This window comes from Kitasatospora sp. NPDC058184, from assembly GCF_042883725.1.
GTDB lineage: Bacteria > Actinomycetota > Actinomycetes > Streptomycetales > Streptomycetaceae > Kitasatospora.
This window is the reverse complement of record NZ_JBHVVE010000004.1, coordinates 307,842-320,351: the sequence shown is the minus strand read 5'-3', so window position 1 is coordinate 320,351 and position 12,510 is coordinate 307,842. Positions and strand designations below refer to the sequence as shown.

The window sequence follows — 12,510 nt, the reverse complement described above, 5'->3', positions numbered from 1 at the left end:
CGACGAAGCCGTCCGGCACCCCCGACCACCCTTGACAGCCGTCGATCGCGCGTGCGTACGATCGACGCGGAGTGCAGTGCCACGCGCCGGCCGTGTTGAGGGACACGGGCCGCCGCCCCCGTACGTGACCACCGCCGTACCTCTCCCCGCCCGCACTCCGCCCAGGAGCCGCCGCCATGGCCACCCCGCAGGACGTCCTGCCCGCCCCCGCCCTCCTCGACCGCCCCGACGCGCCGCCCGCCCCCGAGGCCCGGATCGTCGCCCGCCGCAAGCCCGGCCAGTGGGCCGCGGCCGCCGTCGCCCTGCTGCTGGCCGCGATGGCGGTCAACTCGGTGGTCCGCAACAAGGCCTTCCAGTGGAGCGTGGTCGCCGACTGGTTCACCGCCCGCTCCGTGCTCGACGGCCTCGCCCTGACCCTCTGGCTGACCGCCGCCACCCTCGCCCTCGGCTTCGTGCTCGGCACCGTCCTCGCCACCATGCGGCTGTCCGACAACCCCGTCCTGCGCACGCTCAGTTGGGGCTACATCTGGGTGTTCCGCTCCACCCCGCCACTGGTGCAGCTGCTGTTCTTCTTCAACATCGGCGCGCTCTACCCGACCCTCGGCCTGGGCATCCCGTTCGGCCCCGAGTTCGTCACGGTCAAGACCGTCAACCTGATGGGCCCCACCCTCACCGCCGTCATCGGCCTCACCCTGCTGGAGACCGCGTACGCCGCCGAGGTGATCCGCGGCGGCATCCTCTCCGTCGACCGCGGCCAGCTGGAGGCGGCGGCCGCGCTCGGGCTCGGCCGGTGGCGGGTGCTGCGCCGGATCGTGGTGCCGCAGGCGATGCGGGCGATCGTGCCGACCGCCGGGAACATGCTGATCGGCGCGCTCAAGGGCACCAGCATCGTCAGCGTGCTGGCCGTCTCCGACCTGCTCTACTCGGTGCAGCTGGTCTACCTCCAGTCGTACCAGGTCATCCCGATGCTGATGGTCGCCACCATCTGGTACCTGGTGGTCACCACCCTGCTGTCCATCGGCCAGTACTACGTGGAGCGCCGCTTCGCCCGGGGCGCCACCCGCGACGGCCTGCCGCCCACGCCGCTGCAGCGGGCCCGCGCGGCCCTCGTCAAGGTGGTGCGGGCATGACGGAGCTCGTCATCGTCGGCGCCGGCCCGCGCGGCACCGGGCTGCTGGAGCGGATCGCCGCCAACGCCGCCGAACTCCTGCCCGCCGAGCGGCCGTTGGCGATCCACCTGGTCGACCCGTACCCGCCGGGCGCGGGCCGGATCTGGCGCCACGACCAGTCCCCGCTGCTGCGGATGAACTCGATGGCCGAGGACGTCACCATGTTCACCGACGAGCGCTCCACCCTCGACGGACCGGTCCGCCCCGGCCCCTCGCTCGCCGAATGGGCGCCCCGGCAGGAGGAGTTCGCGCCCTACCGGGAGGTCGCCGACCCGGCCGTCCGGGCCGAGCTGCGCACCCTCGCCCCCACCGACTTCCCCACCCGCCGGGCCCAGAGCGCCTACCTGGACTGGGTGTTCCGCCGCGCCGTCGCCGAACTGCCGGCCCACGTCACGGTCACCGTCCACCGCGACACCGTCCGCCGGATCGAGGGCCCGGCCGACGGCCCGCAGACCGTCCGCCTCGGCGACCGGACCCTCGCCGCCGACCACGTCGTGCTCACCCTCGGCCACCTCGACTCCGTCCCGCACCCGCGCTACGCCGCCGACGCCCGGTTCGCCGCCCGGCACGGCCGCTTCCACCTCCCGCCCGCCTACTCCGCCGACGCGGCCGACGACCTGGCCGCCCTCGCCCCCGGCGAACACGTGGTGCTGCGCGGCCTCGGCCTCGCCTCGGTGGACCTGGTCGCCCTGCTCACCGAGGGCCGCGGCGGCCGCTTCGAGCCCACCGGGGACGGGCCCGCGCTGCGCTACCTCCCCTCCGGCCGCGAGCCGGTGCTCCACCTCGGCTCCCGGCGCGGCGTCCCGTACCACTCCAAGACCGGCTACCGGCTCCAGGGGCCGCCCGCCCCGCTCCCCCGGTACTTCGACGAGGCCGCCGTGGACGCCGTGCTCGCCACCGGCGGACAGCTCGAACTGCGGCGCGACTTCTGGCCGTTGATGGCCAAGGAGATCGCCTTCGGGCACTACCACGAGCTGTTCCACGCCCACCCCGGACGCACCGCCCTGCCCTGGCCGGAGTTCCTCGCCCGCTACGACCGGCACGCCTGGTACTCCCCCGAACTCGCCGCCCTGGTCGCCGAGGCCGTCCCCGACCCGGCCGACCGGATCGACTTCGAACGGCTCGACCACCCGCTGGCCGGGCTCGAACTCGGCACCGACGAGGAGCTCCAGGCGCACCTGCGCGGGTACGTCACCGCCGACGCCGACCGCCGCGCCGACCCCGCGCACAGCGCCGACCTCGGCGCCTTCCTCGCCCTGCTCTCGCTGTTCGGCCGGCTCCCCCGGGTCGTCGCCAGCGGCCGGCTCACCGCCCGCTCCCTCGCCGAGGAGGTGGACGAGTGGTTCTTCGGCTACTTCAGCTTCCTCGCCTCCGGCCCGCCCGGGTTCCGGCTGCGCCAGCTGCTCGCCCTCTCCGAGGCCGGGGTGGTGCGCTTCCTCGGCGCGGACGTACGGATCGAACGGGACGAGGCGAGCGGCACCTGGCGGGCCTCCGGCGCCACCGTGCCCGGCCACCACGTCACCGCGACGGCCCTGGTCGAGGCGTACCTGCCCAAGCACGCGCTGGCCCGCACCCTGGACCCGGTGCTCGGCGAACTGCACCGCACCGGACGGATCGTCGAGGAGGTGGTCACCGACCCGGACTACACCCACCGCTCCGGCCTGGTCACCATCGCCGCCGCCGACAGCCGGCTGCTGGACCCGGCCCTCGGCGGCGCCCCGCACCCGCGCCGCACCGCCCTCGGCCCGCACACCAGCCTGCGCGCGGCCGCCGCCTTCGCCCGCCCCCGCACCGACGCCCCCGGCTTCCGGCAGAACGACGCCGCCGCCCGCGCCCTGCTCCGGGCCCTGGCCGCGCTCCCGGCGGCAGCCCCGGCGCTGGCGGCGTGCGCACGGTGACGGCGGTATCGGCCTGAGCACCGCGGCGACGGCACCGGCGTGGCCTGGGCGCCGTGGCGGCGGCGCTCAGGCCCCGAAGATCTCCTCCACCAGGTCCTCGTCCGAGACGTGGTCCGGCGCGTCGAACACCACGTCCGCGACGCCCTTCAGGCCGATCCCCCGGTCCAGCGCGTCCATGCAGGCCCGGGCCTGCTCGTCGGTGGCGAAGTCCCACACCCGCAGCCGCCGCACCAGCACCAGCGCCTCCATCGGGCTCATCCGCGGCGTCCGGCGGCGCGGCCCCGGCCCCTTGCGGCCGGCCTCGGCCAGCTGCCGCTGGTACCCGGCCAGGTCCTGCCAGGCCTGCACGGTGCTCGGGTGCTGCTCGCCCAGCACCCGAGCGAGGTCCGGCAGCAGCCCGTGCAGCTGGATCACCGCGCCCTGCGGGTCGCCCCGGTTGGCCTGGTGCAGCGCGAGGTCGTGCCGGGCCTTCAGGACCCGGGGGTCGTACGGGCCCCAGGCGGCGTGCAGGTCGGGCAGCAGCTCGTGCATCAGCCTGATCGTGGTGATCGGCGCACCGCTCTCGCCGACGCACCAGACCAGGTGGTAGCGGGCGCCGAGGGTGTCCGGGTCGAGCGGGCCGAGCGCCGAGCGCATGTCGCCCACCAGGGCGGTCAGCAGCCGGATCGCGCCGTTCAGGTCCCCGGTCCGGCTGAGGTACCAGGCGAAGTCCCGCCAGGTGCACAGGGTGTCCCGGTCGCTCGCGCCGAGCACGGTCACGCACTCCTGGGCGACGGTCTGCAGGAGCATCGCCGACTCGCCGGCCGTCGCCGCCCGGTAGGCGGCCGACCGGCGCTCGCGCAGCCCGGCCCGTACGGCCTCGGAGGGCGGCGCGGCCGTCACCGGCGGCGTGGTCAGCGGCGGCAGCACCGACGGGACGGCGGGCGGCGCGGCGGGCGGGGGAACGGCGGGCGGCACGGCGGGCGGGGGAACGGCGGGCGCGGGGACGACCGGCGGGGCGCTCGGCGGAGGCGGCACCACCGGCGCCGGGCGCTCCACCACCGTCGGCACCGGCGCCGGCGCACCCGCCCGGCCGCCCGCCCACCCGGCCAGCTCGGCGAGCCGCCGCTCGACCGTACGGGCGTCGGCCGGCCGGTCCGCCGGGTCCTTCGCCAGCAGCTCCGCGACCAGCCCGGCCACCTGCGGCGGCAGCCCGAACTGCGCCGGGTCCAGCGGCGCGGGCACCTCGTTGAGGTGCTGGTACATCAGCACCGGCGTCGAGTCCCCGCCGAACGGCCGTGCCCCGGTGAAGAGTTCGACCAGGACGCAGCCCAGCGCGTACAGGTCGGCCCGCCCGTCCACCCGGCCGCCGGTCCACCGCTCGGGCGCCATGTACGCCGGGCTGCCGACGATCGTCCCGGTGGTGGTCAGCCCGCCCGCGCCGGTGTCCAGCTGGGCGATGCCGAAGTCCAGCACCTTCAGGTGCCCGGCGTCGGTGATCATCACGTTGTCCGGCTTGATGTCCCGGTGCACCATGCCCGCGTCGTGCGCGGCCGCCAGCGCGCCGCTGATCTGCCGCCCCCAGCGCAGGCTGAGCCCGGGCTCGGGCACCCCCGCCTCCAGCACCTCGGTGAGGGTGCGGCCGGTGAGCAGCTCCATCACCAGGTAGGTGACCTCCTCGCCGCCGAGCTCGCACTGCCCGAGGTCGTGCACCGTGACGATGTGCGGGTGCGAGAGGTTGCCGGCCGCGCCGGCCTCCCGGACGAACCGCAGCGCGGCCTTCGCCCGGTCGCCGCCGTGGTGCCCGATGACCTTGACCGCCACCGGCCGCCCCATCCGGGTGTCCTCGGCCCGCCACACCACCCCGAACCCGCCCTGCCCGAGCTTCTCCACCAGCTCGTACCGGCCGTCCAGGACGTCCCCGACTCGCACGCGCGCTCCCCTCCCGCCATGACGCCCAGACTCTACCGACGCCGGCCGCCGCCCTTCGCCCCGCCGTCGCCCCTCCCCGCCCGCCCCCTCCCCCGGCCCCCGGCCAGGTGGAAGGATGGAATCGAACCCCCGCACGAAGGCGGCGGTACGCACCAGCAGAGCCCGAGGAGAGCGGCCATGGCCAAGCAGGCCCCGCAGAGCGACCCGGCGCAGGACGCCCCCGAGGTGTCCGCGCCCCAGCACGCCGCCGCCGGGCTGCCCGCCGTCGGCCACAGCCTGCGGATGGCCGCCGAGCAGATGGGCGCCCGCCGCACCCTGGCCACCCTGCTCAAGGTCAACCAGCAGGACGGCTTCGACTGCCCCGGCTGCGCCTGGCCGGAGCCGGACAAGCCGCACACCGCCGAGTTCTGCGAGAACGGCGCCAAGGCCGTCGCCGAGGAGGCCACCGAGCGCCGCGTCCGCGCCGAGTTCTTCGCCGCCCACCCGGTCGCCGACCTGGCCGAGCGCTCCGGCTACTGGCTGGGCCAGCAGGGCCGGCTCACCCAGCCGATGCTGCTGGACGAGGGCGCCACCCACTACACGCCGGTCTCCTGGGACGACGCCTTCGCGCTGGTCGCCGAGGAGCTGAAGGCCCTGGACACCCCGGACGGCGCCGCCTTCTACACCTCCGGCCGGACCAGCAACGAGGCCGCCTTCGCGTACCAGCTGTTCGCCCGCCGGCTCGGCACCAACAACCTGCCGGACTGCTCCAACATGTGCCACGAGTCCTCCGGCTCGGCGCTCACCGAGACGCTCGGCGTCGGCAAGGGAAGCGTCAGCCTGAAGGACCTCTACCAGGCCGACCTGATCATCGTGGCCGGCCAGAACCCGGGCACCAACCACCCCCGGATGCTCTCCGCGCTGGAGCGCGCCAAGCGGGCGGGCGCCACGATCGTCAGCGTCAACCCGCTGCCGGAGGCCGGCCTGGAGCGGTTCAAGAACCCGCAGCACGCGCGCGGCCTGGTCGGCCACGGCACCAAGCTGACCGACCTCTTCCTGCAGATCCGCCTCGGCGGGGACCTCGCGCTGTTCCGCGCGCTGAACCGGATCGTCCTGGAGCAGGACGGCGTCGACCGCGACTTCGTCGCCGAACACTGCTACGGCTTCGAGGAGTTCGAGGCCCAGGCGCGGCGGACCGACCGCGCCGAGGTGCTCGCCGCGACCGGCCTGCCCTGGGAGCAGATCGAGGAGCTCGGCCGGCTGGTGCTGAAGTCCGAGAAGATCATCGTCTGCTGGGCGATGGGCCTCACCCAGCACAAGCACGCCGTGCCGACCATCCGCGAGGTGGTCAACTTCCTGCTGCTGCGCGGCAACGTCGGCCGCCCCGGCGCCGGGGTCTGCCCGGTGCGCGGGCACAGCAACGTCCAGGGCGACCGGACGATGGGCATCTTCGAGCGCCCCGGCGACGCCTTCCTGGACGCCCTGGGCCGGGAGTTCGGCTTCGAGCCGCCGCGCGAGCACGGCCTCGACTCGGTGGACACCATCCGCGCCATGCGCGACGGCCGGATCGGGGTCTTCTTCGCGATGGGCGGCAACTTCGTCGCGGCCACCCCGGACACCGAGGTCACCGAGGCCGCGATGCGCAACTGCCGGCTGACCGTCCACGTCTCCACCAAGCTCAACCGCTCGCACGTGGTCACCGGCGCCCGCGCCCTGATCCTGCCCACCCTCGGCCGCACCGACCGGGACGTCAGCGCACGCGGCGCCCAGTTCGTCAGCGTCGAGGACTCGATGGGCCAGGTGCACGCCTCGCGCGGCGGCCTGCGCCCGCCGGCCCCCGGCCTGCTCTCCGAGACCGCGATCGTCTGCCGGCTGGCCCGCACCGTGCTCGGGCCGCGGGACACCGTGCCGTGGGAGGACTTCGCCACCGACTACGACACCCTGCGGGACCGGATCGCCCGCGTCGTCCCGGGCTTCGAGGACTTCAACGAGAAGGTCCGCCGCCCCGGCGGCTTCACCCTGCCGCACGGCCCCCGGGACACCCGCACCTTCCCGACCGCGACCGGGAAGGCCAACTTCTCTGTCAACCCGCTGACCGCGCCCGAGGTCCCGCCGGGCCGGCTGCTGCTCCAGACCCTGCGCTCGCACGACCAGTACAACACCACGATCTACGGCCTCGACGACCGCTACCGCGGCATCAAGGGCGGCCGCCGGGTGGTCCTGGTCAACCCCGCGGACGCCGAGGAGCTGGGGCTGACCGACGGCGGGTACGTCGACCTGGTCGGCGAGTGGAGCGACGGGGTGGAGCGCCGCGCCCCGCACTTCCGGGTCGTCCACTACCCCGTCGCCCGCGGCGGCGCGGCGGCCTACTACCCCGAGACCAACGTGCTGGTGCCGCTGGACTCCACCGCCGACATCAGCAACACCCCGACCTCCAAGGCGGTCGTGATCCGCTTCGCCCCCGACAGCGGCGCGTAACCCCGAGCACCGCGAAGGCCGCCCCGCGTCCGGTGACGTGGGGCGGCCTCCTCGTTGCCTGTCCGGCGCGTCAGTGCGTCGGGGTGCCCAGCGGCAGCGTCGCCGTCGCACTGCCCGCGGCCGTGGCGGTCGCCGAACCGGTGCCGCTCGGGCTCCCCGTCGGGGTGCCCGTCCCGGTCGGGGTGGGCGTGCCGGTCCCGCTCGGGGTGCCCGGCCCGGTCGGCGTCCCGGTCGGGGTCGTGGTCGGGGTGCCGCCGGTCGGCGTCCCCGGGTCGGTCGGCGTACCGGTCCCGCCCGGCGTGCTCGGCGTGCCCGGGTCGGTCGGCGTGCCCGGCACGGCCGGCGGCGTCACCGTGCCGCCCGTGGCCGGCGGGGCCGGCACCTGGTTGGCCGGGCTCGGCGCGATCGGCGTCACGGAGTCCCAGTTCGCCGGGAGGTCGGGCACCTTCCAGGCGCCGCCGGCCTCGTCCGCCGCACCGGTCGGGTCCGGCCGGACGGCGCCGAGGATCGGCATCGAGCCGATCGGCGAGATCTTGATGAACGCCCCGGGCCGCGGCGCCTGCACGATCAGCCCGCCACCGATGTACATCCCGATGTGCGAGGCGTCCTGGAAGTACACCACCAGGTCGCCGGGCCGCAGCTGGTTGAGCGCCACGTGCGGCAGCTGCGCCCACTGCTCCTGGCTGGTGCGCGGGATCGGCCGGCCGGCGTGCAGCCAGGCCTGCGAGGTGAGGCCCGAGCAGTCGTAGGAGTCCGGGCCGGTGCCGCCCCACAGGTACGGCTTGCCCACCTGCGCCAGCGCGAAGGCGATCGCCCCGCGACCCTGCTGGGAGGGCGTGCGCTCGCCCTTGCCGAGCGCCCCGGAGGCGAGGAACGCGAGCTGCGCCTCGTCCGCCTTGGCCTTCTCCAGCTGCTCCAGCTCGGCCCGCTGGGCGCCGGTCAGGGTGGCGACCGTCTGCTCGACGGCGGCCAGGTCGGAGGCGGCCTTGGCCTTGGCCGCGTCCTGCTGGGCGACCAGCGCCTGGGAGGTCTTCAGCGCCTCCTCGGTCTGCTTCTTCAGCCCGTCCAGCGCGTCCCGGTCGCTCTTCAGCTTGTCCAGGAACTCCGACTGCGAGCGGCTGGCCGAGGCGAGCAGCTCGGCGATGACGACCGCCTCGTACGGGTCCTTGGAGAGCAGCAGCTCGGCGTAGGCCGAGGCGGACCCGTTGCGGTACTGCGCGGCGGCGAGCTGGGAGGCGATGTCGGTTCCGGCGTCGACCTGCTTCTGCTGGCGGTCCTGCCGGCCCTGGAGGTCGGTGAGCGAGGTCTGCTGCTCCGCCGCCTTGGCGACGGCGCCGTTGTACTGCTCGGTGGCGGCCTCGGCGCTCTGGTACAGCGCGTGCAGCCGGTCGAGCAGCGGGCCGAGGGTGGCCTTGGCGTCGGCGAGCGGGTCCGCGCCGGCGACGACCTGCCCGGCTCCCGGGTCGGGTGCGGCCCAGGCGGCCGCCGCGCCGACCGGCAGCGCGAGCGCCGCGGCCGCGAGGACGGCTCCGCAGCGCAGTGCCGCCCGTACCCAGGGCCGTACGCGTGCCGTCTCCGCTCTCTGTCCCGCCCCGCCCATGGCTGGTCCTCCCCGCCGCGCACTGCCCCTGTCCCGGCTTCCCGGATCCCGCAGATCCTCCCACGGGTTACTCACCGGAAACAGGGCGCATGCGGACTGGGAGGTTAATTCTCGATTGACCTGTGAGACAGCTCTCAGCAAACCGGGTCGAACCGGCGCGTTCTTCGCTAATGTCCAGTTCAGCGCGCCGTATGTCACCCCGACGAAACCCAGTGGTCACTGCGAGTCAACCATTGGAACCACGATTCCCGACCCAGTTCACCTTCCGTTTACCAAGCAGACCTACGGTCGCGACGTCACCAACGTCCGTGCGACAACTACGACGATTGTTTGGGTATGGAACACATCTCGTTCCTGGTAGCCGTTGTGATCATCACGGCGCTCGCCTTCGACTTCACCAACGGGTTCCACGACACCGCCAACGCGGCCGCCACCGCGATCGCGACCGGGGCCCTTCGTCCGAAGGTCGCGGTCACCATCGCGGCCCTGCTCAACTTCGCGGGCGCGTTCCTGTCCGTGAAGGTCGCCACCACCATCTCCGGCGGCATCGTCAACGAGAAGGCCGGCGTCCATCCCGAGATCATCTTCGCCGCACTGGCCGGCGCGATCCTCTGGAACCTGCTGACCTGGCTGCGCGGCCTGCCGTCCAGCTCCTCGCACGCCCTGTACGGCGGCCTGATCGGCGCCACGATCGTCGGCGTCGGCACGAGCGGCGTCAACTTCGACACCGTGGTCACCAAGATCCTCATCCCGGCCGTCGCGTCCCCCTTCGTCGCCGGACTGGCCTCCTGGGGCGCCACCAAGCTGGCCTACGCGATCACCCGCAAGGGCAACACCGCGACCACCGAGAAGGGCTTCAAGACCGGCCAGGTCTTCTCCTCCTCGCTGATCTCGCTCGCGCACGGCACCAACGACGCCCAGAAGACGATGGGCATCATCACCCTGACCCTGGTCTCGGTCGGCGCCCTGCCGCACGGCGCGCTGCCCCCCACCTGGGTGATCGTCTCCGCCGGCGCGGCGATCGCGCTCGGCACCTACATGGGCGGCTGGCGGATCATCCGCTCGATGGGCAAGGGCCTGGCGGACATCCGCCCGCCGCAGGGCTTCGCCTCCGAGTCGGCCGCCGCGACCGTCATCCTGACCTCCTCGCACATGGGCTTCGGCCTCTCCACCACCCAGGTCTGCTCCGGCGGCATCATGGGCGCCGGCCTCGGCGGCCCGAAGGGCGAGCTGCGCTGGAGCCTGGTCCGCCGCATGGTCTACACCTGGGGCCTGACCCTGCCGGCCGCCGCGGTGGTCTCCGGCGGCGCCGCCCTGCTGGCCGAGCAGGGCAGCTGGGGCGTCGCCCTGGTCGGCGTCGTGCTGGTGGCCGGCGCGGCCGCGATGTGGGTGATCTCCCGCCGCCAGCCGGTCGGCGCGGACAACGTCAACGACGTCGACGTCACCCCGGTCGAGGTCGCACCGGCCGGTACCGCGAACACCCCCACCCCCGCCTCGACCACCGTCGCGGCCTGAGCGCCACCGGCTGAGGAGCACTCACCATGCACATCAAGTGGAACGCCCTGGCCCAGACCGCCGGTCTCAGCTTCGGCATCACCGTCGCCGTGGTCGCCGTCTTCGCGCTCGGCATCCTGGCGCTGTCCCGCCGCGAGGCCGCGGTGAGCGCCGCCGGTACGGGCGAGGGCACCGCCGGAGCCGCGGGCGGCGGGCGGCTGGCCCTGGCCGGCGCGTACGTCTGCTTCGCCCTGTGCGGCGGGGTCGTCCTCTACGGGCTGTCCCTGATCGCCGGCCACTAGCCACACGCGCCACGCACAACGGAACGGGCCGGGGAGTGTCTCCACACTCCCCGGCCCGTTCGCGCATCCCTGCCCGCGGTCGGTCCCGCCGGCCGGTCAGCCCTCCTGGGTGGTCCTCAGCACGGTCTCCCGGATGAAGAGGACGGTGACGAAGGCCAGCGCCGCGAACGGGGCGGCCCACAGGAAGACGGTGCCGACGCCGTGGCCGAACGCGTCCGTCACCAGCGGCACGATCGGGGCCGGCAGCTTGGCCAGGTCCGGGATGCCGCCGCCGGTCGCCGCGGGCGAGGCCGGGACGTGCGCCGCGGCCAGGTTCTCGGCCAGGTAGTGGCCGACCTTGTTGGTCATCAGCGCGCCGAGCGCGGAGACGCCCATCGCGCCGCCCATGGTGCGGAAGAAGGTGACCACCGAGCTGGCCGCGCCGAGCTCGTGCCGGGGCACCGTGTTCTGCACCGCGAGCACCAGGTTCTGGCTGGTCAGGCCGAGGCCGACGCCGGTGATCGCCATGTAGAGGGAGAGCAGCGCGTAGTTCGTGTCGGCCCGGGCGGTGCCCAGCAGGCCGAAGCCGATGGCGAGCAGCGCGGTGCCGGAGACCAGGTAGGCCTTCCACTTGCCGTACTTGGTGATCAGCCGGCCGGCCACCGCGGAGGAGACCGCCAGGCCGAGGATCATCGGCAGGGTCATCAGGCCGGCCATGGTCGGGGACTTGGCGCGGGCCAGCTGGAAGTACTGGCTGAGGAAGGTGGTCGCGCCGTACATCCCGACGCCGACCAGCACGCTGGCGATGGCGGCCAGGGTGACGGTGCGGTACTTGAAGAGGCTCGGCGGGATGATCGGCTCGGCGGCGCGGCGCTCGATCACGACGGCCAGGGCGCCCAGCACCAGGCCGCCGCCGACCATGGCCGCGGTCTGCCAGGACAGCCAGGCGTAGTTCTTGCCGGCCAGGGTGATCCAGATCATCAGCAGGCTGACCGAGGCGGTGATGACCAGCGCGCCCAGGTAGTCGATCTTCGCCTTGCGCTTGACCAGCGGCAGCTTGAGGGTGCGCTGCACCACCAGGATCGCGACCAGCGCGAACGGGATGCCGACGTAGAAGCACCAGCGCCAGCCCAGCCAGGAGGTGTCCACGATGACGCCGCCGATCAGCGGCCCGCCGATGGTGGCGAGCGCGAAGACCGCGCCGAAGTAGCCGCTGTACCGGCCGCGCTCGCGCGGCGGGACCATCGCGGCCAGGCAGATCTGGCCGAGCGCCACGACACCGCCGGCGCCGACGCCTTGGAGCGCGCGGCAGGCGATCAGCTCGCCGGTGTTCTGCGAGAGGCCGGCCAGCGCCGAGGTGCCGATGTAGATCAGCAGGGCGATCTGGAGCAGCAGCTTCTTGCTGACGAGGTCGGAGAGCTTGCCCCAGATCGGGGTGGAGGCGGTGAGGGTGAGCAGGGCCGCGGTGATCACCCAGGTGTACGCGGACTGGCCGCCGTGCAGGTCGGCCAGGATGTGCGGCAGGGCGTTGGAGACGACGGTCGAGGAGAGCACGGCCACGAACAGGCCGAGCAGCAGGCCGGAGAGCGCCTCCATCACCTGCCGGTGCGTCATCTGGGGACTGTCGGCCGCGGCGGCGGTTCCGCTCGCGGCCTCGGTGGTCACGGTCATCTGGGTCCTTCGGCGGGCGGGCGGGATGC

The 12,510-nt window shown here is 74.1% G+C and carries 8 protein-coding genes; 5 read left to right on the top strand and 3 right to left on the bottom strand.

Annotation, left to right across the window (positions count from 1 at the left end):
• Positions 1-176 precede the first annotated feature (176 nt).
• Together ACFVXH_RS10015 and ACFVXH_RS10010 are read left to right on the top strand one after the other, a co-directional pair.
• Complete coding sequence (locus tag ACFVXH_RS10015; protein WP_049655456.1) at positions 177-1,130, top strand: amino acid ABC transporter permease; 954 nt, start codon at positions 177-179, stop codon at positions 1,128-1,130.
• Positions 1,127-3,067 (top strand): FAD/NAD(P)-binding protein, encoded by a 1,941-nt coding sequence (locus ACFVXH_RS10010; RefSeq protein WP_387821979.1) that lies wholly within the window; start codon positions 1,127-1,129, stop codon positions 3,065-3,067. The genes ACFVXH_RS10015 and ACFVXH_RS10010 overlap by 4 nt, the downstream gene beginning before the upstream one ends.
• Before the next feature lie 66 nt (positions 3,068-3,133).
• On the opposite strand, the gene ACFVXH_RS10005 is transcribed toward ACFVXH_RS10010, so the two are convergent.
• Positions 3,134-4,978 (bottom strand): protein kinase, encoded by a 1,845-nt coding sequence (locus ACFVXH_RS10005; protein ID WP_387821976.1) that lies wholly within the window; start codon positions 4,976-4,978, stop codon positions 3,134-3,136.
• Positions 4,979-5,155: 177 nt separating this feature from the next.
• Between ACFVXH_RS10005 and ACFVXH_RS10000 the strand changes: the two genes are divergently transcribed.
• Entirely contained in the window at positions 5,156-7,435 is a 2,280-nt protein-coding gene (locus tag ACFVXH_RS10000; RefSeq protein ID WP_074001433.1) for an FdhF/YdeP family oxidoreductase, read from the top strand.
• A 70-nt stretch (positions 7,436-7,505) separates the two neighbouring features.
• Here ACFVXH_RS10000 and ACFVXH_RS09995 read toward each other — a convergent pair whose 3' ends face one another.
• The gene (locus tag ACFVXH_RS09995) at positions 7,506-9,035 is read right to left on the bottom strand and encodes an NlpC/P60 family protein (protein WP_387821972.1); all 1,530 of its coding nucleotides are present in this window, start codon (positions 9,033-9,035) and stop codon (positions 7,506-7,508) included.
• 336 nt (positions 9,036-9,371) lie between these two features.
• Between ACFVXH_RS09995 and ACFVXH_RS09990 the strand changes: the two genes are divergently transcribed.
• Together ACFVXH_RS09990 and ACFVXH_RS09985 are read left to right on the top strand one after the other, a co-directional pair.
• Complete coding sequence (locus ACFVXH_RS09990) at positions 9,372-10,550, top strand: anion permease (protein ID WP_380740239.1); 1,179 nt, start codon at positions 9,372-9,374, stop codon at positions 10,548-10,550.
• A gap of 26 nt (positions 10,551-10,576) precedes the next feature.
• Positions 10,577-10,831, top strand: a complete 255-nt coding sequence (locus ACFVXH_RS09985; protein WP_049658085.1) for a hypothetical protein — start codon at positions 10,577-10,579, stop codon at positions 10,829-10,831.
• A 96-nt stretch (positions 10,832-10,927) separates the two neighbouring features.
• Here the strand turns inward: ACFVXH_RS09985 and ACFVXH_RS09980 are convergent, their stop codons facing one another.
• Positions 10,928-12,481 carry an MDR family MFS transporter gene (locus ACFVXH_RS09980; protein ID WP_074001431.1) on the bottom strand — a complete coding sequence of 518 codons (1,554 nt, stop codon included), beginning with the start codon at positions 12,479-12,481 and terminating at the stop codon, positions 10,928-10,930.
• Between the last annotated feature and the right edge of the window lie 29 nt (positions 12,482-12,510).